Origin of the sequence: Aeromonas sp. S5(2024) (assembly GCF_041403025.1) — a bacterium.
Taxonomy (GTDB): Bacteria; Pseudomonadota; Gammaproteobacteria; order Enterobacterales; family Aeromonadaceae; genus Aeromonas; species Aeromonas hydrophila.
Window position 1 is genome coordinate 83,765 of record NZ_JBGLRI010000002.1, and the last position, 21,074, is coordinate 104,838.

The window sequence follows — 21,074 nt, forward strand, 5'->3', positions numbered from 1 at the left end:
GTCAGCCGCCCTGTTCCGGGGAGAACTGCTGCTCGGTGGCCGCCTCGGCCATGGTGCTCAGCTCGGCGATGGAGAGGGCCCTGTGCATGTCGAGCAGGATGGCAAACTGCTGATCGATGGTGACCACCCCCTGAATGAAGTCACCGCGGATGTGGGTGCCGAAGGTGGGAGCCGGTTCGATGGCGTCGCTGCGGATCTCCAGCACCTCGCAGACCGCATCCAGCAGCATGCCGATCTCCTGCTCCTCGCCGGTGCTGTTGGGCAGGGAGAGGATGGCGACGCAGGTGGTGGGCTGCAGCAGGGTCTGGCCCCGGCCGAAACGGATGGAGAGGTCGATCACCGGCACCACGGCGCCGCGCAGGTTGATGATGCCCCGCACGAAGCGCGGCATCATGGGCACCGGGGTCATCCCCTCGAACTCGATGATCTCGCGAATGCAGCCGATGTCAATGCCGTACAGTTCGCCGCCCAGCATGAAGGTGACGCAGTGAAAGTGGGCGCTGGTATCAGGGGCAAGCTTGTCTCTCATCGCCGGCTCCTAGTAGTTGGTGAACTTGCCATCGTCTATCTCTCGCTCCAGATCCTCTTCATGAAAGGGGTAGGGGCGGGAGAATGCCGACTTCGGCTTGCTGCGCCGGATGACATGGGCGCCGCCGTGCGGGGTATAGGGCTGGCGGGTGTTGCCGCCGCGCAGGGTGAACTGCTGCATCAGCTCCTGCAACTGTAGGGCTGTGGAGCTCAGCTCTTCCGAAGTGGAGCTCAGTTCTTCCGCCGAGGCGGCCGAGGCCTGCATGCCGTCGCTTATCTGGGTCACGGCGATGTTGATCTGGGAGACGCTGGCCCGCTGTTCGCGGGAGGCGGAGGCGATCTCCTGCACCAGGGTGGCGGTCTGATCGATGCCGGGCAGCATTTCACGCAGCAAGGATCCTGCCTGTTCGGCGACGCTGACCGAGCGCCCGGCCAGCTCGCCAATCTCCTTGGCGGCGGTCTGGGAGCGTTCGGCCAGTTTGCGCACCTCGGCGGCGACGGTGGCAAAGCCCTTGCCGTGCTCGCCGGCGCGGGCCGCCTCGATGGCGGCGTTGATGGCCAGCAGGTCAGTCTTGTTGGCGATGTCGTTGATGACAGTGATGCGCGACGCTATCTCCTTCATGGCGTGCACCATCTCACCGACCGCCTTGCCGCTTTCGGTGGCGCTGCTGGCCGCCCGGGTGGAGATGTTTTCGGTCACCTTGGCATTGTCGGCATTCTGGCTGACGGTGGCGGTCATCTCCTCGACTGAGGCACTGGTCTGTTCGACGCTGGAGGCCAGCTCGGAGGAGGTCTGGGAGAGGGCATTGGCGGTGGCGGCCACCTGCTCGGAGGCCGAGCCGATGGCTTCCGACATGGCGCCCACCTCGTTGAGGGTGTCGGAGAGGCGGTGGGCCATGCTCTTGATTGCATAGAGCAGGCTCGAGGTGTCGTCGGCCTTGAGCAGCACGGGGGTGGAGAGATCCCCCTCGGCGACCCGGGCCACCACCTGCACCGTGTAGGAAGGGTCGCCCCCCAGCTGGCGCAATATGCTGCGGGTTACCAGCAGGGCCAGGATGAGGCAGATGAGAAAGGCGGCGCTGGCGATGGCGATGAGGATCTGCAGGTTGTCCTGATAGATGTTCTGGCTCTCATCCATGGATTGGGTAGCGAGCTCGGCATTCACCTTGACCAGATCGCTCAACAGGGAATCGGCGATGTCGAAGGTGGGGCGCCCCTTGTCCCCCATCAGCCGAAAGGCGTTACGCTCGGGCTCCCCATTCTGGCCCGGTGTCTGGGCCAGCTTCAGGATCTCGCTGGCGTACTGCTTGTAAGTGGCCCAGGCCTGATCGAAGCGGGTCAGCAGGTCTACCTCCCGCTGGGTGAGATAGGTCTTGCGGTAGCTGGCCAGAAAATCCCACATCCCCTTCTCGAACTTGTCGACATTGACCAACGCCTGAGCCTTGAGATCCGGGTCGACCTCACCGATGTAGCGATAGAGGGCCCGGTTCTGGTAGACCGCATAGATGTTGGCGTTGGCGATGTCCTTGATCGGCAACAGCTGGTTGGCGTGCATGTTGCTGACCAGCTGCACCATGGTCCTGGTGGAGTAGTAGCTGGTGAGCGACAGCACCACCAGCAGCACCATGAGGATGGCGAACGAGAACACCAGCTTTGTTCTGACTTGCAAGTTGTGAAACCAGTCCATGGTCTGACTCCGTCAATTCTGTTGATGTGCTTAAGGTGTGTGGTCAATCTCTGAGGCTGTAAATGGTATCGGCCTGTTGCCGGAGCGCATGTTGTTCCCTCCGCCAGGCCAGCTGGATGAGCTGGGGGACGTCGAGGATGAGCGCCGGCTGGCCGTTGCCCAGAATGGTGGAACCGCTCACGTAGCGCAGGGACTTGAACAGTTCGCCGAGCGGCTTGATGACGGCCTGCACCTCGCCAATCAGGCGATCCACCACGATGCCGGCACGATGGTCGGCATAGTCCACCATCACCACGAACTCGGGTTCGTCGGCAGGGGGCAGGGCAAACAGCTCGCGCAGGACGATGAAGGGCACCCATTCGCCGCGCACGTTGATCTGGCGGGCCGGGGTACGCAGGGCATCCGGCGGCAGATCGATGCACTCGACCATCATGTCGAGGGGGATCACCAGGGAGGCGTGATCCACCTCGATGCGAAAACCGTCGATGATGGCCAGGGTGAGCGGCAGTCTCAGCCTGAAGGTGGTGCCCAGCCCCAGCCGGCTGTCGATGGTGGTTTCACCGCGCAGAAACTCCAGGTTGCGCTTGACCACGTCGAGCCCGACCCCCCGCCCGGAGAGATCGCTGACATCGCTGGCCGTCGAGAAGCCAGGCAGAAACAGCAGTTGAAAGATCTCCTGTTCACTCAATACCTTGTCTTCCGGCAGCAGCCCCTGGCCATGGGCCTTGGCGAGGATCTTGTCGCGGTCGATGCCGCGGCCGTCATCGCTGACCTCCACCACCACGGCGCCGGCATCGTGATAGGCGTTGAGGGTGATGGTTCCCTGCGCCGGCTTGCCGGCGGCGAGCCGAGCCTGTTGCTCTTCGAGGCCATGATCGGCGGCGTTGCGCACCAGGTGCATCAGGGGGTCGGTCAGCTTCTCGACCATCGATTTGTCGATGTCGGTATCGGCGTTGCGGATCTGCAGCTGGATCTCCTTGCCGGTCTGTTGGGAGAGCTCGTGCACCAATCGCGGGAAGCGGTTGAAGATCTCGTTGATGGGCACCATGCGCAGGGTGAGTGCGTCGTCGCGGATCCCTTCCACCAGGGTGTTGACGATGGCTACTGATTCGATGAGCTCCGCATCGCCCCTCATCCTCGCCTGCAGGGTGATGGCCGAGGTGGCGATCACCAGCTCGCCGACCCGATTGATCAGCCGATCGAGCTTGGCCGCCTCGATGCGGATGTAGTGTCCCTCCGCCCGCAGCGGTGCGGGTCTGGTCTGCTGTGGGGGGGCCTCCTGCGGCGGCTGGGCTGACTGGATGGGGGGCGCCAGGGCCGGTTCTGAGTTTGCCGCGCCGGGCGTCAGTTCGCCCCGCGCGATGCAGGCAGCTTCCTCTTCGCTCAGGGCGTCAGCCTGCACCCAGCGCTGCAGCTGGGCCGCGAGCGGCTCATTGCGCCAGGCCGCCAGTTTTTGCCCCTGTTCTGAAAACTGCGCCAGATCCTGATGGGGGCTGAGCAGGCAGATGAGACTGGCGTGGGCAACGAAATCAAAGGTGCTCCGGATCCGCTCGGCCGGTTCGGCGCTGAGCAGGCCAATCTCGTAGCCGAGGAAACACTCGGTGGCATCGAGCAGTTGCAGCGGGGGCCACTCCTGCCAGACCGGCTGGATGACGTGGATCTCCCCCAGGTTGCCGAGGTAGCGAATGAAGGCCAGCAGATCGAAGCCGTCCTGATAGAGGGCCGGATAGAAGCGCAGGGAGAGGTGCCAGGCGCGCCGATCCGTCTGGTTGACCGGGGCGGGAGCCGGCATGATCAGCGGCTGGCTGGGCAGGGTCTGGTGCCCTTGCAGTTGGGAGAGCAGGGCCAGGATCTGCTGGGTCTCGGTCTGTTGCAGCTCGGGGTTGTGTTCGGCCCCTTGCAGCAGGTCGCGCAGTTGATCGTTGCAGGCCAGCAGCAGGTTGATGAGGTGTTCGTCAAGCGCAATTTCGCCGCTACGCAGCCGCTCCAGCATGTTCTCCATGGCGTGGGCGAAGCGCACCAGCATGGCCAGCCCCAGCATGCCGGCCGAGCCCTTGATGGTGTGGGCGGTGCGAAACATCAGGTTGTAGGTGTCGGGATTGGCCGGATAGGTGTCGCGATCCAGCAGAGCGTGTTCCAGATTGTCGCACTGCTCGTAGGCTTCCTCGAAGAAGAGGGCACGGGCCTTATTGATGTCCATCCGCGCGGCCCTCCCCGTGGTCGGTTGGCCACAACCCCATCAGGCTCAAGACATGGCGGGCCTGGCTGCCTTCAGCGGCCTCGAGTCGCAGCTGCTTGCCCTGCTGACCGGCCTCTTGCTGCAGGATGGCGATGAGCTGGGCACCGCAGCCATCGAGCATCTCCAGCGGGGTGAGATCCAGCGTCAGTACCGAGAAATTGAGCAGACCGAACAGATCATCCTGCAGATCACCCAGCGTGATGACGCTGAGCTCGCCGCTCAGGGTGGCGGTCACCGGCGTTTGTCGGGTGTCGATCGCCAGGCTCATGGCTGCACCACCTTGCAGACATCGTCCAGCAGCTTGAGCGGTTCGAACGGCTTGGTGAGCCAGACTCGGGCGCCGGCCTCGAATCCTTCCCGCTTGATCTGCTCGGAGTCTTCGGTGGTCAGCATGATGAAGGGGAGGTAGCGGGTAGTCTGCTGGGCCTTGACCCGTCTTAGCAGGGTCATGCCATCCATGCCGGGCATGTTGAGATCGGAGATGATGAGGTGTACTCGCCGCTGATCCAGTTCGATGAGGGCGGCTTCGCCGTCGCCGGCCTCAATCACCTCAAAACCGGCGCTGGTGAGCGTCATGGTGATGGCCGCCCTGATCCCCACGGAATCATCCACCACCAGTATGGTTTTGCTCATCGGTCATCCTCATCGACTTCATGGGTTCCTTGCCCTTAGCGCCAAGGGCAGAGCTCGCACAGGGCTCAGTGATAATTGTTGTTCAACAGCTTGATGTTGGAGAGATTTTTATGTCATCACTGACTAATAGATACAAATGGCGCCAGTTGTACGGGCCCGGTGGCGCAGCCGGGCCGGGAAGGAGGGGGTGGGTCACATGTTGCAAGAGGGGGAATAGGGGGGAAATGCAGATACCCTGTTGATGACAATTAATTAATCAAGCAAGGGGATATTTCTTGAAATAGGCAGGGGAGATTATTTTAGAAGATGATAACAAATATCGTTCGCGCGTCCATTTAACTTGTTTACATATAATCATACAAATATAAAGGTATATATTATCAGCCACTTTTGGCGAGGTAAAATAGCCTATGGCTGGTAACATAAAGACCGGGTAAAATAGTGTGACAACGCTTTCATTCTGATTATTTAACATCACGAATTAACGGGTAATTTAAATGGATTAAATTCATTAACACGCAAGATTACCCCCTAGTGGGTATTTTTGTAGTTGGCGATATGCTTTCTAAGCCTATGCTACATATGAAATTTTTAAATCCATGCTGATGAGTTTTCTATTTGAATAATGTTCCGTCACTTGATGGAGATCAACGCGGGGCAGGGGGGGAGTACTTAGCATTTCCGCTATTAAGCATTTATCAAACAAGTGCTCACTACGGGAATAAAAAGAATGGTCGAGGATACTTTTTTATCGGCTCATGGAATTAATCGCCGTGACTTCATGAAATTGTGCGCCGGGATGGCCGCAACCCTTGGATTAAGCCAGCATGCCGTGGCCAAGATGGCCACCGCGCTCGCCAGCCCCGAGCGGCCACCGGTGATCTGGATAGGGGCGCAGGAGTGTACCGGTTGCACCGAATCGCTGCTGCGCGCCACCCACCCCACCATCGAGAACCTGATCCTCAACACCATTTCGCTGGAGTACCACGAGGTGCTCTCGGCGGCCTTCGGTCATCAGGCCGAAGAGAACAAGCACAATGCCATCGAACGCTACAAGGGCAAGTATGTGCTGGTGGTGGATGGTTCCATCCCGCTCAAAGATGGCGGCATCTACTGCATGGTGGCGGGTGAGCCCATCGTCGACCATATTCGCCGCGCGGCTGCCGATGCGGCTGCCGTCATCGCCATCGGCTCCTGCGCCGCCTGGGGCGGGGTGCCCGCCAGCGGTGGCAATCCGACCGGCGCCGTCAGCCTGGAAGAGGCCCTCGGCAACCTCGGCACGCCGATTATCAATATCCCGGGCTGCCCGCCCAATCCCCACAACTTCCTCACCACGGTCGCCTACTACATCACCTACGGCAAGCTGCCGGCGCTCGATGCCAAGAAGCGGCCGCTGTTTGCCTATGAACGGCTCATCCATGAAAACTGCGAGCGTCGCCCGCACTTCGATGCCGGCCGCTTCGCCAAGGAGTTCGGCGACGAGGGCCACCGTCAGGGCTGGTGTCTCTACCATCTTGGCTGCAAGGGGCCGGAGACCTACGGCAACTGCTCGACCCTGGAGTTCTGCGACGTGGGCGGCGGCATCTGGCCGGTGGGTATCGGCCATCCCTGCTACGGCTGCAACGAGCAGGGAGTGGGTTTCAGCAAGGGGATCTTCCAGCTCGCCAAGGTGGAGAATCCCACCCCGCGGGTGAACAAGCCCGACGTGGCCATCCAGGAGGGAGGACACATGTCGCCCACCGCCACCGGCCTTATCGGTGGGGCGCTCGGGGTGCTGGTCGGGGTGAGTCTGATGACGGTGCGCGAGCTCGGTCGCCAGCAGAAGCGCCATGAAGCCGGGCAGCACACCTCACGGGAGGAGTGACCGTGAACAGACGCAATTTCCTCAAATTCGCCTCCGTCGGTGCGCTGGCGGCGGGCACCACCGTCTCCGGCACGGCCCTGGCGGCGGCCGAGAACAAGCCGCCCATTCCCGGCGCGCTCGGTATGCTTTACGACTCCACCCTCTGCATCGGCTGTCAGGCCTGCGTGGCGGAGTGCCAGCGCCTCAACGGCAACCCGGCCAATCCGGCCGGGGAAGCGACCTGGTCCAACAACGACAAGCTGAGCCCCTACACCAACAACATCATTCAGGTGTGGAAGAGCGGCGCGGGTGAGCACAAGGATCAGCTGGTGGATGGCTATGCCTACATCAAGAAGCAGTGCATGCACTGCGTCGATCCCAACTGCGTCTCCGTCTGCCCGGTGCAGGCGCTGACCAAGGATCCCAAGACCGGCATCGTCCATTACGACCCGGACGTCTGCACCGGTTGTCGCTACTGCATGGTGGGCTGCCCGTTCGACGTGCCCAAATATGACTACGACAACCCGTTCGGGGCGATCCACAAGTGCGAGCTCTGCAACCAGAAGGGGCTTGAGCGCATCGATCAGGGCAAGTTGCCCGGCTGCGTCGAGGTGTGCCCCACCGGCGCCGTCATCTTCGGCACCCGCGAGGCGCTGATGGCCGAGGCCAAGCGCCGGCTGCTGGCCACCCCGGGCAGCGAATATGCCTACCCGCGCCAGACTTTCAGCGCCAACGATCCCTACCTGCACGAGGTGCCCAACTACCAGCCTTACGTTTATGGCGAGAAAGAGGGGGGCGGCACCCAGGTGCTGGTGCTGGCCGGGGTGCCCTACACCAAGCTCGACATGCCTGATTTGCCGGAGCTCTCCTCCGGGGCGCGCTCCGAGCACATCCAGCACACCCTTTACAAGGGGATGGTGCTGCCGCTGGTGGTGCTGACCGGGCTGTCGGTGCTCATTCGCCGCAATACCAAGGACCATCAGGATGGCGACGATCATGACTCGCACGCGGGCCATGACAAGCAATCGGGAGGCAAGGATCATGAGTAATCACAAGGCACATCCGCTGGGGGGCAGGCTGGTCAGCTGGCCGGTCATGGTGCTGGCGCCGTTCGTCATCCTGTGCGGCATGCTGATCCTCAAACGCCTGATCTTCGGGCTGGGCTCGGTCACCGATCTCAACGGCGGCTACCCCTGGGGACTCTGGATCTCGTTCGATCTGCTGATCGGCACCGGTTTCGCCTGCGGTGGCTGGGCGCTGGCCTGGGCGGTCTACGTCTTCAACCGGGGCGAGTATCACCCCCTGGTGCGGCCGGCCCTGCTGGCGAGCCTGTTCGGCTATTCGCTGGGCGGCCTCTCCATCACCATCGACGTCGGCCGTTACTGGAACCTGCCGTATTTCTACATTCCGGGTTTCTTCAACACCTCCTCGGTGCTGTTCGAGACGGCGGTCTGCATGACCATCTACATCGGGGTGATGGCGCTGGAGTTTGCCCCCGTGCTGATGGAGAAGTTCGGCTGGAAGGTCTCCCTTGCGCGGATCAACAAGGTCATGTTCTTCATCCTGGCGTTGGGGGCCCTGCTGCCCACCATGCACCAATCCTCCATGGGATCCCTGATGATAGTGGCGGGGGAGAAAATCCATCCGCTCTGGCAAAGCTATGAGCTGCTGCCGGTCTTCTCCTTGCTCACCGCCTTCATCATGGGCTTCTCCATCGTGGTGTTTGAAGGCTCCCTGGTGCAGGCGGGGCTGGCGGGGCGCGGCCCCAACGAGAAGCCGCTGTTCTACAAGCTGACCCAGGTGATCGACATCTTCCTGATCCTGTTCGTGGCGCTGCGCTTTGCCGAGATCGTCATCAACGACAAGTCGGAGTACCTCTCCCAGTGGAATCGCTACGCCTTGATGTTCTGGAGCGAGATCGCGCTGATGATCTTCCCGCTGCTGGTGTTCCACTGGGACAAGAGCCGCCGCGATTCGCGCATGTTGTTCCTGGGGGCCCTCAGCATGCTGCTGGGCGCCGCCCTCTGGCGACTGGACTACTCCCTGCTCGCCTTCAACCCCGGCAATGGCTACCACTACTTCCCCTCCGCGGCGGAAGTGCTGATCTCCTTGGGCTTCGTCGCCATCGAGGTGTGTGCCTATTTGCTGCTGATCCGGCTCTTGCCGGTACTGCCATCACTTGAACGTGTTCACCAAGATTATCAGGCCCGAGGGAAAGCCAACGTATGAGCCAACGTATCACCATAGACCCCATCACCCGCATCGAGGGTCACCTGCGTATCGACTGTGAAATCGAAGGCGGCGTCGTCACCAAGGCCTGGTCGTCCGGCACCATGTGGCGCGGGATGGAGGAGATCGTCAAGGGCAACGACCCGCGCGATGCCTGGATGATAGTGCAGCGCATCTGCGGTGTGTGCACCTCCATTCATGCCATCGCCTCGGTGCGGGCGGTGGAGAATGCCATCGGCGCCAAGGTGCCGGTCAACGCCCAGTACATCCGCAACCTGATCATTGCGGCCCACAACATCCACGATCACATCGTCCACTTCTATCAGCTCTCCGCGCTGGACTGGGTGGACATCACCGCGGCCCTTGAGGCCAATCCGCAAAAAGCGGCCGACCTGCTCAAGGGGGTATCGACCTGGTCCCTCAACAGCGCCGACGAGCTGACCAAGGTGCAGGACAAGATCCGCGCCCTGGTGGCGAGCGGCCAGCTCGGCATCTTTGCCAACGGCTACTGGGGCCACAAGGCGATGAAACTGAGCCCGGAGGTGAACCTCATCGCCGTGGCCCACTACCTGCAGGCACTGGAGTGCCAGCGCGATGCCAACCGCATCGTCGCCATCCTCGGCGGCAAGACCCCCCACATCCAGAACCTGGCGGTGGGCGGCGTGGCCAACCCCATCAACCTGGATGCACCGAGCGTGCTCAACCTGGAGCGGCTGCTCTACGTGAAGAGCTTCATCGACCGGCTCGGCGAGTTCATCGAGCAGGTCTACAAGGTGGATGCCGCCATCATAGCCGCGCACTACCCCGAGTGGCTGAACCTGGGGCAGGGGGCCAAGCACTACCTGAGCGTGCCTGAGCTGCCCACCGACGGTGACGGCGGCAGCTTCCTGATGCCGGGTGGCTACATCGAGAACGGCGATCTGGCCGGCTATCGCCCCATCGAGAGCCATCAGGATGCCTGGCTGATGGATGGCATCGCCGAGAGCAACAAGCACGCCTGGTACAAGGATGATGCCCCCCTCAAACCCTGGGAGGGCAAGACCGAGCCCAACTACACCGGCTGGCAGGATGACGGCAAGTACTCCTGGGTCAAATCCCCCACCTTCTACGGCAAGGTGGTGGAGGTGGGGCCGCTCGCAGACCTCTTGGTCAATCTGGCCGCCAAGCATCCGGAGACGGTGGCGCACTTCGATCAGCTGAACGGCCTCTACAAGACGCTGACTGGCTCTGCCATCAAGACCGAACAGCTGCACTCCACCCTGGGCCGCATCATCGGCCGGGCGGTGCGCTGCTGCGTGCTCAAAGACACCTTGTCCCATCAGTGGAAGGCGCTGGTGGACAACATCGGCAAGGGGGATGTCAGCGCCTACATCAAGACCGAGATCCCGGCGGACAAGGAGTTTCGCGGGGTGGGCTTTGAAGAGGCGCCGCGTGGCATGCTCTCCCACTGGATCGTCATCAAGGGCGGCAAGATCGAGAACTATCAGGCGGTGGTGCCATCGACCTGGAACTCGGGCCCGCGCAACTTCAACGACGAGCCCGGCCCCTACGAGCAATCGCTGGTGGGCACCCCGGTGGCCGACCCGGCCAAGCCGCTGGAGGTGGTGCGCACCATCCACTCGTTCGACCCCTGCATGTCCTGCGCGGTGCACGTGGTGGATACCCAGAGTGGTGAAACAACTCAGGTGAAGGTGCTGTGATGAACACCCTGATCCTGGGCGTGGGCAACTTGCTGTTGAGCGATGAGGCCGTCGGCGTGCGCATCGTCGAGGGGCTGGAGCACGACTACCGCTTCGCCCCCGGCATCGAGCTGCTTGACGGCGGCACCGCTGGCATGGAGCTGCTCGAAGCGATGGCCAGTCGCGACCACATCATACTGGCGGACGCGGTGCGCAGCGGTAATCCGCCGGGTACCGTGGTGACCCTGAAAGATGAGGAGATCCCGACCCTGTTCGGTCGCAAGATCTCCCCCCATCAGCTGGGGCTGGCGGACGTGCTCTCGGCGCTGCACATGACAGGGGAGTCGCCCAAGCGGCTCACCCTGATCGGGGTCGAGCCCGAATCCCTCGAGCCCCGCATCGGCCTCACCCCCGTGGTGGTGGCGGCGCTGGGGGAGGCGACGGATCGGATCCTGACTCTGCTGGCCAGCCTGGGGGCTCCGGCCATCCCGCTCTCTGAGCAGGAGAAGGCCGAGCGAGCGCGGGAGGGCGTATGGTGCAATCCATTGTGAATGAGGCAGTGAACGAAGCCGCGCAAGAGCCGGCGCAGGAGTTTAGCGGTTTTGCCACCAATCCCGCACCATTGCTGGTAGCCCAGTACGAGCGGATCGCGCAGCAAGAGATGCAGGCGCTGCCCTTCTATCACGCCACCATGCCCATAGTTGCGGAGTGCGTGCTGTTTGAAGGTCAGTGGCTCGGCTGTGTGCTCACCCCCTGGATGTTGAGCGTGGTGGTGCTGCCGGGGCCAGATCAACTCTGGCCGGTGCGCGGCAGCAGCGATCGGCTCGCCCTGCAGCTCCCCTGCGGCAACCTGACCTTTATGGTGGGGGCATTGCCCGAGACGGGGCAGTTGCTGGCCTGCTCGCTTATGTCCCCCATCGACCCGCATCTGGGGGCCGACGAGGGGCGCGCGCTGGTGAGCAGCACCCTCAAGATGTTGCTTTCGCTTCCGGTGCAGCAGGGGGAGGGCGGCGTGAACTTGAGCCGGCGCCGCCTGTTCAGCGGCCGGCGCGGTGACGCTCTGGGCGACACCCAGCGCTAGGTCTCATCTGCAATCAGGTTTAGAATAGGGGCCGTTTTGGCCCCTCACTCGCTTCTGTCGTGCCCCTGTTTTTTGGGTAGTGAGTGGTAAAACGAACAAGGGATCTTATGACCATTCAATGTTTTGGCTGCCATTCAGGCAGCAACGCCACCCGCCGCAAAGGCCTCTCTGCCACTGCGGCCGCCTTGCTGGCCCTGCTCTCGGGCGGTTTCTCTTCCATGGCGCCGGCTGCCCAGCCCGTCCCCGCCGAACTCAAGCTCGCCATCGGCAGTGAGCCCACCGAAGGGTTCGACCCGCTGCTTGGCTGGAGCCACGGCAGCTACCTGCTGCTGCACAGCCCGCTGCTCAAGCAAAACGCCGACCTTAGCTGGCAGAACGTGCTCACCCAGGCGGTGACTCCAAGCAAGGATGGCAAGGGGTGGCTCATCACCCTCAAGCCCGATCTGAAGTTCTCCAACGGCGCGCCGCTCACCGCCGAGGATGTGGCCTTTACCTACAACAGCGCAGCCCAGGGCGGCGGCAAGATCGACATGGGCAACTTTGTCTCGGCCAAGGTGCTCTCACCCACCGAGGTTGCCATATCTTTAAGCGCCCCCCAGAGTACCTTCGTCAACGTGCTGGGATCGCTCGGAATCGTGTCGAAGCGGGATTACGATCCCAAGGCTTACGCCCGCCATCCGGTCGGTGCCGGCCCTTACCGGCTGGTGAACTTCCTGCCCGGCCAGCAGCTGGTGGTGGAGGCCAACCCCCATTACGCCGGCGGCAACAATGACTTCAAACGGCTGGTGTTTGTCTTTATCGATGAAGAGAGCGCCTATGCCGCTGCCCAGAGCAGCCAGCTCGACCTGGTGCGCATCGCCCCGTCGCTGGCGCCCACAGTCCCTGCCTCCCTCAAGCTGTGGGTGCGGCCAAGCGTGGAGAATCGCGGCATCGTCTTCCCCATTCCGCCGGCGGGTGGCAAGGATGCCAAGGGCTATCCCATCGGCAACGACGTGACCTCGGACGTGGCGGTGCGCCGCGCCATCAACTACGCCATCGACCGCAAGCTGCTGGCCGATCAGCTGCTGGAAGGGCATGCCATCCCCGCTTACAGCGCGGTAGAAGGCTTGCCCTGGCTAAACAAGGCGACCGCCTTCAAGGACGGGGATGCGGCCCACGCCAACACCCTGCTCGACGAGGCAGGCTGGAAGATGGGGAGCGACGGCGTTCGCCACAAAGGCAATCTGCGCGCCGCCTTTACCCTCTGGTACACCAGTGGCGACAGCACCCGCAGGGATCTGGCGGAAGCGGTGCGGGCCATGCTCAAACCCATAGGTCTGGAGGTGAGCCTCAAGTCCGGCAGCTGGGAGCAGGTGGAGCGCGAGATGCACGCCAACCCGGTGCTGATGGGGTGGGGGAGTCTGGATCCCATGGAGCTCTACCACCACTACCAGAGCGGTTCCGCCGGCGTGGAGTTCTACAACCCGGGTTATTACCAGAATCCGGTGGTGGATGCGCACCTCAAGCAGGCGCTGGATGCCCCCGACTGGCAGGCGGCCGTGCCGTTCTGGCAGCAGGTGGAGTGGGATGGCAAGCGTGGCGCCGGGGTGCAGGGAGATGCCGCCTGGGCCTGGCTGCTCAATGTGCAGCATACTTATCTCGCCAACCGCTGCATCGACCTTGGCAAGGGGGCGCCGGAAATTCACGGTAGCTGGTCTTTGCTTAACAACCTGCAGGATTGGCGGTGGACGTGCCGCTAAGTTCGTCCACCATGATGACTGCCACACTGAAAGCCCTGCTGCGTTTGGCAGGGCTGCTCTGTCTGGTCTCTGTCGCCACCTTTGTGCTGCTGAGCTATTCCCCCATCGATCCCATCAAGGCCTATATCGGCAACGATCTGCTGCACGTGCCGCCCGAGCAGTACGCCCGCATCGCCGCCCGCTGGGGGCTGGATCAGCCGCTCTGGCTGCGTTACTGGCACTGGTTTAGCCAGGTGCTGCAAGGAGATCTCGGCTACTCCATGCTCTACAACGCGCCTGTGGGTGAGGTCATTGGCCAGCGCTTTGCCGCCTCTTTCCTGCTGTTGGCGGGGGCCTGGCTGCTCTCCGGCTTCTTCGGCATTTTGCTGGGCCTCTGCGCCGGTCGCTATCTCAACCGCTGGCCCGATCGCCTTATCTGCCGCTTTGCCTATCTGTTCGCCTCCTTGCCTACCTTCTGGGTTGGCCTGTTGCTGCTGGCGCTGTTTGCGGTGCACTGGCCCTTGCTGCCAGTCTGCTGCGCCTGGACGCCGGGGCTGGCTGCCGATGAGGCGGATTGGGCCATGCGGTTGCGTCATCTGTTGCTGCCGGTCACAACCCTGGCCCTGCTGGGGCTTGGCAATATCGCGCTGCACACCCGGGAGCGGGTGGCCGAGGTGCTGGCGAGCGATTTTATTCGCTATGCCCGCGCCCAGGGTGATGGCGGCTGGCCCATGCTGCGTTTTCACGTGCTGCGCCACGCCCTGACCCCGGCCATCTGTCTGCAGTTTGCTTCGCTGGGTGAGCTGATTGGCGGATCGCTGTTGGCAGAGAAGGTCTTCTCCTATCCGGGACTCGGTCAGGCCACCGTGGATGCGGGGCTGCGGGGGGATATTCCCCTGCTGATGGGAATCGTGCTTTTCTGCACCCTGCTGGTCTTTTTGGGCAACACGGCGGCGCGGGTGCTGCTGGCCCGCATCAACCGCGGTTGGGAGGGTGTGCATGCTGTTTAATCCGCTCCCCTCCTTGCTGCGTCTGGGCTTTGCGCTGATCTGCCTGCTGCTGCTGGCTAGCTATGGTTGGAGCCTCTCTCATCAGGATGTGCCGATGGATCTGCTGGCGCGCCAGCAGCCCCCCTCGCTGGTGCACTGGTTCGGTACCGATCAGATGGGACGGGATCTCTGGCTGCGGGCCTTTCAGGGTACCCTCACCAGTCTGGAGCTTGGCATCAGCACGGCCCTGTGCAGCGGCCTGCTGGCCATGGTGGCGGCAAGCGTGTCGCTCATTCACCCCAGGTGCGATGCGGCGGTGCGCCTCGTGATCGATGCCATGCTGGCGCTGCCCCATATGCTGCTGCTGATCCTGATCTGCTTTACCGCAGGGGGCGGCATGCGCGGGGTGATCCTGGCGGTGGCGCTCACCCACTGGCCCAAGCTGGCACTCATTCTCTGCGCCGAGGCGCGGCGGATCGCCAGCAGTGACTACGTGGTACTGGCCCGCTGTCAGGGGATGGGGGCGCTGCGCCGCTGGCGCACCCACTTGCTGCCGGGGCTCTTGCCCCAGTGGTTTATCGGCACCCTGCTGATGTTCCCCCACGCGGTGCTGCACAGCGCGGCGCTGAGCTTCCTCGGTTTTGGCCTGGCGGCCCACGAGGCCTCGCTGGGTCTGCTGCTGGCCGATGCCCTGCGTTATCTGGCCGGCGGCGGCTGGTGGCTGGCTCTCTTCCCTGGTCTGATGCTGCTGACCTTGGTTTTACTGTTTGATCAGGCCACCCGCGCCCTGCAACAACTCTGGTTTGGGGGAGAACCATGCTGAGCTTCGACCACGTGACCATAGAGGCGGCCCACTACTCCTGGCTGGGGCGGCGCAGCTGGCAGCCATTGCTGACCGATATCTGCCTGCAACTGGCGCCGGGGGAGATAGTGGCACTGGTGGGGGGGAGCGGCGAGGGCAAGAGCCTGCTGCTGCAAAGCGCCCTGACCCTGCTGCCGGACAACCTGCGCATGCGCGGCACCATCTCCCTCGATGGCGTGCCCCTGTGCGACGCCAGCCGGGCCGGACTGCGCGGCCACACCCTCTGCTATGTGCCGCAGGGGGTGAGCGCCCTTAATCCGCTGCTGACGGTGGAGCGCCAGCTGGGGCGGGCGGCGCGTCTGTGCGGTCAGAGCGGTTCTCGCGAACGGCTCGGCCAGCAACTGCTGCGCTACCAACTGCCCACCACCACCCTGGACAGCTATCCGCGCCAGCTCTCCGGCGGCATGGCCAAACGCATTCTGGCCTGCACCGCGGCCCTTGGCGGCGCCCGCTACATTCTGGCGGACGAGATCACCGCCTGGCTCGACGAGGGGCTGGCCTGCCAGCTGCTCACTCAGTTGCGTGAATTGGCCAATCAGGGCAGCGGCATCCTCTGGGTCACCCACGATTTGGCGTTGGCGGCCCGCTTTGCCGATCGCATAGTCGCGCTGCATCAGGGCCAGGTGAGCGATACCTTGAGCTGCCACCATCTGCGCCAGGGGCAGGGGAGCGAGATGCTCCGCGCCCACTGGCAGGCGCTGCCGGAGTTCAATTCGCTCTTTTCTGTACCGGAGGTCGCTGATGTTTGAGGTACGGGATCTCACCATCGCCCAGGGGGAACGCGCTCTCTGGCAGGGGTTGTCGCTGACGGTGAAGGCGGGCGAGCGGCTCGGCATCTCTGCCCCGAGCGGCCATGGCAAGACCACGTTGGGGTGGGTATTGGCGGGTTGGCAACCAGTTCGTGCAGGCGGGCAGATCCTGCTAGATGGGCAGCCGGTGCCTGAGCCAGTGAAGGGCTATAACCCCATCCAACTGGTGCCCCAGCACCCGGAACTCACCTTCAATCCCTATCGCACCACCGGGCAGGCGCTGTGGGATGTGTGGCGCCCCGATGACGCCATGCTGGCCCGTTTTATGGTCAAGCCTGCGTGGCTCGGTCGTAAACCCGGTCAGCTCTCCGGCGGCGAGCTGGCCCGCATCGCGCTGCTGCGTGCCCTCGATCCCCGCACCCGACTGCTGATTGCCGATGAGGTGACCGCCCAGCTGGATCCGCAAATTCAGCGCCAACTCTGGCGGGAGTTGATGATGGAGTGCGAGCAGCGCGGTCTTGGCATGCTTGTCTTCAGTCACCAGCAGGCACTGCTGCGCCAGATCTGCCATCGGGTGCTGCGCTTTGGCGAGATGCAGCCCGAATCTGGGGAGCTGACCGAAAGCGCAGCTTGATAGTTGGTTCCCCTCATCCCCAACCCTTCTCCCGCAAGGGGAGAAGGGGGCGGAAGGTGCCTCTCCCCAAGCTTGGGGGGGCACAATGCTGGTTGTTATGCTCGCAGACTCTCCGGGGGGCTGCGCGTACTTCGAGCATATTGCCAGCATCCACGAACCGGTTCCCTCTCCCTGGGGAGAGGGCCAGGGTGAGGAGACGCGAGTGTGAGAGGCTGGCCACTCTGGACAGATAGGACGGCCGACAAGGTTCGCAGATAAAAGAGAGGGAGGCATCAGCCTCCCTCTCTTGTTTTCTACCGTTATCAGCGGCGTTTAACTGTTTCAGGCAGTGGCCAGCCAGTTGAGCCAGGCATCCATCCCTTCGCCTGTGGTGGCGCTGACCTGGATCACCTGAATATAGGGGTTGACCCGTTTGGCGTTCTCGATACAGCGGGCCACGTCAAAGCTGACGTAAGGCAGCAAATCAATCTTGTTGATCACCATCAGCTGGGCGGCGGCGAACATATCCGGGTATTTCAGCGGCTTCTCTTCCCCCTCGGTGACGGAGAGGATCGCCACCTTGTACTTCTCGCCGAGATCGAAGCTGGCGGGGCAGACCAGATTGCCCACGTTCTCGATAAAGAGGATGCCCCCTTCATTGGCGGGCAGCTGGTGGCAGGCGTCGTGGACCATTTTGGCATCCAGATGGCAGCCCTTGCCGGTGTTGATCTGCACGGCAGGGACGCCGGTGGCGCGGATGCGATCCGCATCGGCGCTGGTCTGCTGATCCCCTTCGATCACCGCGCAGGGGCGTTTGTCGGCCAGCTGGCGCAGGGTTTCACACAGCAGGGTGGTCTTGCCTGAACCCGGGCTTGATACCAGATTGAGCACCAGCTGGGCCGCCTCATCGAAGTGCTCACGGTTGTGGACGGCCAAGGCGTTGTTCTTGGCCAGCACATCCATCTCGATGGCGATCAGCTGGCGCTGCCCCATGCCGGGCACCGACAATCCCGCTTCCCCTTTGCCATAGTGCAGGTCACCCTGCTGATGGTCATGGTCATGGTCATGGTCATGGTCATGGTCATGGTCATGGTCATGGTCATGGCTGTGATCATGGGGATGCGCGTGGGAATGGCCGTGGTCATGAGAGTGGCCATGTTCATGATGATGGTCGTGGGGGTGATCATGGTGGTGATCGTGTGGGTGATCATGCCCCTCATGGCTCATGGGCGCCAGCACCCCGTGGTAGTGGTGATGGACATCCCCCTGATGGTGGTAGTGGTGGTGAATGATCAGGGTGCGCGGCGCACTCTGCTCGTGGTCATGATGGTGATGGGCGTCATGAGCATGATGATGGTCGTGCTCATGACCATGTTCATGGTGATGTTCATGTTCGTGCTCATGGCCGGCGATCCGCGCCTGGCCGCATCCGCATACGCTACACATATCAACTTACCTCGATGTCGGTGATGCGCAGGCTATCACCCTGCGCGACTCGTAATTTGTATCCGCCACACTCGGGACAGGCTTGCCCGCGTTCGGTGAGGGTGACCGTCTGGTTGCAGTCGTAACACCAGGCTTCTGCCGCCTGGTGCTGAAAGTGCAGCTGGGCCCCTTCGACGGCGGTGCCCTTGGCTGCCGCCTCGAAACAGAAGGCAATGGTGTCCGGGTCGACGCAGGAGAAGCTGCCGACCTCGAGCCAGAGGGCGGTCACCTTGTTAAAGCCCCGCTGGGTGGCCTGTTCGGCCGCCAGATCGATGGCGGCCATGGCCAGAGACATTTCGTGCATGGTGGCTCCTTAACCGATATGGGGAGGAGCAGTGACTCCTCCCTGTAATTGACAGAACGGCATGGCTGCTCAACAGATTCGCGGCAGCAGTTCTCCTTGCGGCAGCTCCAGATAACGGCGGCTGCCCCAGGGGTTATTGAGGATCACCTTGTGGCGATCGCTCGCCTGCACCACGCCGATCTGGCTGGCGGCGGGGTTGAATTGCCGCAAGATGCCCAGTGCGTCCTGCGCCTGTTCGGCAGGCAGGGCCAGCACCATGGTCCCCTCGTTGGCGAGATCATGGGGCTCGAAACCGTAGAGCTCGCACAGGCCGCGCACCGGATCGCACACCGGAATGGCGGACTCCTCCAGTTCGATGGCAACACCGGAGGCGCTGCTCCACTCGTTGAGCACGGCGGCAAGGCCACCGCGGGTGGCATCGCGCAGGGCGTGCGGGGTAATACCCGCTTTTAGCAGCGCTTCTACCAGCGGCCAGAGGGTGGTGCAGTCGCTCTTGAGATCAGATCCCAGCTGCAGTGCGTCACGGGCCATCAGGATGCAGGCGCCGTGGCTGCCGATATCCCGCGACACCAGAATGGCGTCACCGGCCTTGAGGTTGCGTACCGAGATGCCCCGGCTCTGTTCGGGCAGCGGGAAGGTGCCGACCCCGCTGGTGTTGATGAAGATCTTGTCGGCCGCCCCCTTGGGCACCACCTTGGTGTCGCCGCAGACGATGCGGGCGCCGCTCTTGGCAAGCTCAGCCGCCATCGACTCGACGATGCGGGCCAGATCGGCGTAGGGAAAGCCCTCCTCGATGATAAAGCTGGCGCTCAGATACTCGGGTTTGGCCCCCATCATGGCGAGATCGTTGACCGTGCCGGCGATGGCCAGCTTGCCGATATCGCCCCCCTCGAAGAAGAGCGGTGAGACGGTAAAGCTGTCGGTGGTGAAGGCGACGGGGCCGCTGACCGGCAACAGGGCGGCATCTTCACCGCGCAACAGGATCTCGTTGCCAAAGTGGCGAAAGAAGAGCTGGTTGATCAGCTGGTTCATCTCCACGCCGCCGCCGCCGTGGCTAAGTTGGATTTCTCTCATCGTTCCTGGATCCCCATATATCGGTAGTAGGCATTGCAGGCCCCCTCGGAGCTGACCATGCAGCTGCCCATGGGCTGGGTCGGGGTGCAGCCCCGGCCAAAGACTTTGCACTGGTTCGGCTTGGCCAGCCCGCGCAGGATATCGGCGCACTGGCACGCCTTGTGGTCATCGATGGGGGTCTCACTGAGTTGAAAGTGGCGCTCCGCATCGCGTTTGGCGAAGGCATCCCGCAGGCGCAGGGCGGAGGCGTTGATATCCCCAAGGCCCCGCCAGCGAAAGTGCTCGCGGGTCTCGAAAAAGCGCTCGACGAGCCGCTGAGCGGCTTTATTGCCGCTGGCGGTGACCGCGCGGCTGTACTGCACCTCCAGGGCGTAGCGACCCTCCACCTTCTGGCGCACCATCATCAAGAGCGCTTCCATCACATCCACCGGTTCGAAACCGCTCACCACCACCGGCACCTGATAGCGATCGACGATGGGCAGGTAGATATCGGCACCTGTGATGACGCTGACGTGGGAGGGGCCGATAAAGGCGTTCACCTTGGCCACCCCGTCGGCCATCACCGCATGAATGGCAGGGGGCACCAGCACATGGTTGATATGAAACAGCAGGTTCTCAATCCCCTCAGCTTCAGCGGCAGCCAGCAAGGCTGCGGTCATGGGGGTGGAGGTCTCGAAACCGATGGCGAAGAAGACCACGGTTTTCTCAGGGTTCTCACGGGCGATACGCAGGGCATCGAGGGGGTCATAGACCGGGCGAATATCGCTCCCCTTGGCCCGTTGCTGGGCCAGCGTGCCTTTGGAGCCCGGCACCCGGATCATGTCCCCCAGCGTCACCAGAATGACGTTGGGCTGGCGGGCCAGCTCGATGGCCTGATCGATGCGCTCTTTGGGCATGATGCAAACCGGGCAACCGGGGCCGTGGACAAACTCGATGCTGGCCGGCAGCAGCTGGTGCAGGCCGTACTTCATGATGGTGTGGGTATGGCCGCCGCATACCTCCATCACCCGCAGTGGCTCGGGCAGGTCTTTGGCAAGCTCGGTAATTTGCGCTGCGAGGGCGCGGATCACCTCGGGCTGGCGAAAGCCCTGAAAGAGATCATTCAAGGTCAGCATGGCAAGATATCCTGGTTGGGCATCAGGGCCACCATCTGGCGGAAGCTCTCTAGGCTGGCCTGCGCCTCCTCTTCGTCAATCTTGCTCATCACAAAGCCGATGTGGAGCAGCACATAGTCGCCCACCTGGAGGGGCTCCTCGAGCAGCATGCAGCTGACGCGCCGCTGTACCCCCAGGGTGTCGACGGTGACGCAGTTATCTTCGGGGTGCAGTTGCACCACCTGAGAGGGGATGGATAGACACATG

22 protein-coding genes are annotated in these 21,074 nt (G+C 62.8%); 12 read left to right on the plus strand and 10 right to left on the minus strand.

The window, feature by feature from the left end:
• Position 1: 1 nt before the first annotated feature.
• From ACB032_RS04255 to ACB032_RS04275, 5 genes are read right to left on the minus strand one after another with little or no spacing between them, the layout of a single operon-like run.
• The gene (locus ACB032_RS04255) at positions 2–529 is read right to left on the minus strand and encodes a chemotaxis protein CheW (protein ID WP_029300496.1); all 528 of its coding nucleotides are present in this window, start codon (positions 527–529) and stop codon (positions 2–4) included.
• A 9-nt stretch (positions 530–538) separates the two neighbouring features.
• Positions 539–2,215 carry a methyl-accepting chemotaxis protein gene (locus ACB032_RS04260; RefSeq protein ID WP_371137424.1) on the minus strand — a complete coding sequence of 559 codons (1,677 nt, stop codon included), beginning with the start codon at positions 2,213–2,215 and terminating at the stop codon, positions 539–541.
• Between the two features lie 43 nt (positions 2,216–2,258).
• Entirely contained in the window at positions 2,259–4,415 is a 2,157-nt protein-coding gene (locus tag ACB032_RS04265; protein WP_371137425.1) for a chemotaxis protein CheA, read from the minus strand.
• Positions 4,402–4,722, minus strand: coding sequence for an STAS domain-containing protein (locus tag ACB032_RS04270; protein WP_254200026.1), 321 nt, complete (start codon positions 4,720–4,722; stop codon positions 4,402–4,404). The genes ACB032_RS04265 and ACB032_RS04270 overlap by 14 nt, the downstream gene beginning before the upstream one ends.
• A complete protein-coding gene (locus ACB032_RS04275) occupies positions 4,719–5,087 on the minus strand; it encodes a response regulator (protein WP_323993701.1) in 369 nt (122 codons plus the stop codon). The genes ACB032_RS04270 and ACB032_RS04275 overlap by 4 nt, the downstream gene beginning before the upstream one ends.
• A 730-nt stretch (positions 5,088–5,817) precedes the next feature.
• Between ACB032_RS04275 and hybO the strand changes: the two genes are divergently transcribed.
• The 11 genes from hybO (at position 5,818) to ACB032_RS04330 (ending at position 16,871) form a co-directional block, all read left to right on the plus strand.
• Complete coding sequence (gene hybO, locus ACB032_RS04280) at positions 5,818–6,951, plus strand: hydrogenase 2 small subunit (protein WP_371137426.1); 1,134 nt, start codon at positions 5,818–5,820, stop codon at positions 6,949–6,951.
• Between the two features lie 2 nt (positions 6,952–6,953).
• Positions 6,954–7,979, plus strand: a complete 1,026-nt coding sequence (hybA, locus tag ACB032_RS04285; protein WP_010674402.1) for a hydrogenase 2 operon protein HybA — start codon at positions 6,954–6,956, stop codon at positions 7,977–7,979.
• The gene (hybB, locus tag ACB032_RS04290) at positions 7,972–9,159 is read left to right on the plus strand and encodes a Ni/Fe-hydrogenase cytochrome b subunit (protein ID WP_016351002.1); all 1,188 of its coding nucleotides are present in this window, start codon (positions 7,972–7,974) and stop codon (positions 9,157–9,159) included. The genes hybA and hybB overlap by 8 nt, the downstream gene beginning before the upstream one ends.
• A complete protein-coding gene (gene hybC, locus ACB032_RS04295; RefSeq protein ID WP_371137427.1) occupies positions 9,156–10,859 on the plus strand; it encodes a hydrogenase 2 large subunit in 1,704 nt (567 codons plus the stop codon). Before hybB ends, hybC begins: the two co-directional genes overlap by 4 nt.
• A complete protein-coding gene (locus ACB032_RS04300; protein ID WP_371137428.1) occupies positions 10,859–11,389 on the plus strand; it encodes a HyaD/HybD family hydrogenase maturation endopeptidase in 531 nt (176 codons plus the stop codon). The genes hybC and ACB032_RS04300 overlap by 1 nt, the downstream gene beginning before the upstream one ends.
• Positions 11,371–11,919 carry a hydrogenase-2 assembly chaperone gene (hybE, locus tag ACB032_RS04305; RefSeq protein WP_371137429.1) on the plus strand — a complete coding sequence of 183 codons (549 nt, stop codon included), beginning with the start codon at positions 11,371–11,373 and terminating at the stop codon, positions 11,917–11,919. The genes ACB032_RS04300 and hybE overlap by 19 nt, the downstream gene beginning before the upstream one ends.
• Positions 11,920–12,026: 107 nt before the next feature.
• The gene (locus ACB032_RS04310) at positions 12,027–13,658 is read left to right on the plus strand and encodes an ABC transporter substrate-binding protein (RefSeq protein WP_371137430.1); all 1,632 of its coding nucleotides are present in this window, start codon (positions 12,027–12,029) and stop codon (positions 13,656–13,658) included.
• Positions 13,643–14,647 (plus strand): ABC transporter permease, encoded by a 1,005-nt coding sequence (locus ACB032_RS04315; protein WP_371137431.1) that lies wholly within the window; start codon positions 13,643–13,645, stop codon positions 14,645–14,647. The genes ACB032_RS04310 and ACB032_RS04315 overlap by 16 nt, the downstream gene beginning before the upstream one ends.
• Positions 14,637–15,449 (plus strand): ABC transporter permease, encoded by an 813-nt coding sequence (locus ACB032_RS04320; protein ID WP_042066226.1) that lies wholly within the window; start codon positions 14,637–14,639, stop codon positions 15,447–15,449. The genes ACB032_RS04315 and ACB032_RS04320 overlap by 11 nt, the downstream gene beginning before the upstream one ends.
• On the plus strand, positions 15,443–16,237 hold the full coding sequence (locus tag ACB032_RS04325) for an ATP-binding cassette domain-containing protein (protein WP_371137432.1): 795 nt from the start codon (positions 15,443–15,445) through the stop codon (positions 16,235–16,237). The genes ACB032_RS04320 and ACB032_RS04325 overlap by 7 nt, the downstream gene beginning before the upstream one ends.
• Entirely contained in the window at positions 16,230–16,871 is a 642-nt protein-coding gene (locus ACB032_RS04330; RefSeq protein ID WP_371137433.1) for an ATP-binding cassette domain-containing protein, read from the plus strand. The genes ACB032_RS04325 and ACB032_RS04330 overlap by 8 nt, the downstream gene beginning before the upstream one ends.
• Before the next feature lie 321 nt (positions 16,872–17,192).
• On the opposite strand, the gene hypB is transcribed toward ACB032_RS04330, so the two are convergent.
• Positions 17,193–18,077 (minus strand): hydrogenase nickel incorporation protein HypB, encoded by an 885-nt coding sequence (gene hypB / locus ACB032_RS04335; RefSeq protein WP_371137434.1) that lies wholly within the window; start codon positions 18,075–18,077, stop codon positions 17,193–17,195.
• Here hypB and ACB032_RS04340 point away from each other — a divergent pair.
• Positions 17,964–18,320, plus strand: coding sequence for a hypothetical protein (locus ACB032_RS04340; protein WP_371137435.1), 357 nt, complete (start codon positions 17,964–17,966; stop codon positions 18,318–18,320). The two genes, hypB and ACB032_RS04340, sit on opposite strands and share 114 nt — an antisense overlap.
• Here ACB032_RS04340 and hypA read toward each other — a convergent pair.
• The 4 genes from hypA to ACB032_RS04360 form a co-directional block, all read right to left on the minus strand.
• The gene (hypA, locus tag ACB032_RS04345; protein ID WP_005301911.1) at positions 18,298–18,639 is read right to left on the minus strand and encodes a hydrogenase maturation nickel metallochaperone HypA; all 342 of its coding nucleotides are present in this window, start codon (positions 18,637–18,639) and stop codon (positions 18,298–18,300) included. The genes ACB032_RS04340 and hypA overlap by 23 nt on opposite strands.
• A gap of 69 nt (positions 18,640–18,708) precedes the next feature.
• A complete protein-coding gene (hypE, locus tag ACB032_RS04350) occupies positions 18,709–19,713 on the minus strand; it encodes a hydrogenase expression/formation protein HypE (protein ID WP_371137436.1) in 1,005 nt (334 codons plus the stop codon).
• Positions 19,710–20,828 carry a hydrogenase formation protein HypD gene (gene hypD, locus ACB032_RS04355; RefSeq protein WP_371137437.1) on the minus strand — a complete coding sequence of 373 codons (1,119 nt, stop codon included), beginning with the start codon at positions 20,826–20,828 and terminating at the stop codon, positions 19,710–19,712. The genes hypE and hypD overlap by 4 nt, the downstream gene beginning before the upstream one ends.
• Positions 20,822–21,073, minus strand: coding sequence for a HypC/HybG/HupF family hydrogenase formation chaperone (locus ACB032_RS04360; RefSeq protein WP_042061786.1), 252 nt, complete (start codon positions 21,071–21,073; stop codon positions 20,822–20,824). The genes hypD and ACB032_RS04360 overlap by 7 nt, the downstream gene beginning before the upstream one ends.
• Between the last annotated feature and the right edge of the window lies 1 nt (position 21,074).

What these genes read in the sequence shown, in the direction of transcription:
- hybO (WP_371137426.1), top strand. Translation starts at nt 5,818, where the DNA reads ATGGTCGAGGATACTTTTTTATCGGCTCATGGAATTAATCGCCGTGAC.
- ACB032_RS04320 (WP_042066226.1), top strand. Translation starts at nt 14,637, where the DNA reads ATGCTGTTTAATCCGCTCCCCTCCTTGCTGCGTCTGGGCTTTGCGCTG.
- ACB032_RS04255 (WP_029300496.1), bottom strand. Translation starts at nt 529, where the DNA reads ATGAGAGACAAGCTTGCCCCTGATACCAGCGCCCACTTTCACTGCGTC.
- ACB032_RS04310 (WP_371137430.1), top strand. Translation starts at nt 12,027, where the DNA reads ATGACCATTCAATGTTTTGGCTGCCATTCAGGCAGCAACGCCACCCGC.
- hybB (WP_016351002.1), top strand. Translation starts at nt 7,972, where the DNA reads ATGAGTAATCACAAGGCACATCCGCTGGGGGGCAGGCTGGTCAGCTGG.
- ACB032_RS04340 (WP_371137435.1), top strand. Translation starts at nt 17,964, where the DNA reads ATGGGGATGCGCGTGGGAATGGCCGTGGTCATGAGAGTGGCCATGTTC.
- ACB032_RS04260 (WP_371137424.1), bottom strand. Translation starts at nt 2,215, where the DNA reads ATGGACTGGTTTCACAACTTGCAAGTCAGAACAAAGCTGGTGTTCTCG.
- ACB032_RS04330 (WP_371137433.1), top strand. Translation starts at nt 16,230, where the DNA reads ATGTTTGAGGTACGGGATCTCACCATCGCCCAGGGGGAACGCGCTCTC.
- ACB032_RS04325 (WP_371137432.1), top strand. Translation starts at nt 15,443, where the DNA reads ATGCTGAGCTTCGACCACGTGACCATAGAGGCGGCCCACTACTCCTGG.
- ACB032_RS04360 (WP_042061786.1), bottom strand. Translation starts at nt 21,073, where the DNA reads ATGTGTCTATCCATCCCCTCTCAGGTGGTGCAACTGCACCCCGAAGAT.
- ACB032_RS04300 (WP_371137428.1), top strand. Translation starts at nt 10,859, where the DNA reads ATGAACACCCTGATCCTGGGCGTGGGCAACTTGCTGTTGAGCGATGAG.
- ACB032_RS04270 (WP_254200026.1), bottom strand. Translation starts at nt 4,722, where the DNA reads ATGAGCCTGGCGATCGACACCCGACAAACGCCGGTGACCGCCACCCTG.
- hypB (WP_371137434.1), bottom strand. Translation starts at nt 18,077, where the DNA reads ATGAGCCATGAGGGGCATGATCACCCACACGATCACCACCATGATCAC.
- hypA (WP_005301911.1), bottom strand. Translation starts at nt 18,639, where the DNA reads ATGCACGAAATGTCTCTGGCCATGGCCGCCATCGATCTGGCGGCCGAA.
- ACB032_RS04265 (WP_371137425.1), bottom strand. Translation starts at nt 4,415, where the DNA reads ATGGACATCAATAAGGCCCGTGCCCTCTTCTTCGAGGAAGCCTACGAG.
- hypD (WP_371137437.1), bottom strand. Translation starts at nt 20,828, where the DNA reads ATGCTGACCTTGAATGATCTCTTTCAGGGCTTTCGCCAGCCCGAGGTG.
- ACB032_RS04275 (WP_323993701.1), bottom strand. Translation starts at nt 5,087, where the DNA reads ATGAGCAAAACCATACTGGTGGTGGATGATTCCGTGGGGATCAGGGCG.
- hypE (WP_371137436.1), bottom strand. Translation starts at nt 19,713, where the DNA reads ATGAGAGAAATCCAACTTAGCCACGGCGGCGGCGGCGTGGAGATGAAC.
- hybE (WP_371137429.1), top strand. Translation starts at nt 11,371, where the DNA reads ATGGTGCAATCCATTGTGAATGAGGCAGTGAACGAAGCCGCGCAAGAG.
- hybC (WP_371137427.1), top strand. Translation starts at nt 9,156, where the DNA reads ATGAGCCAACGTATCACCATAGACCCCATCACCCGCATCGAGGGTCAC.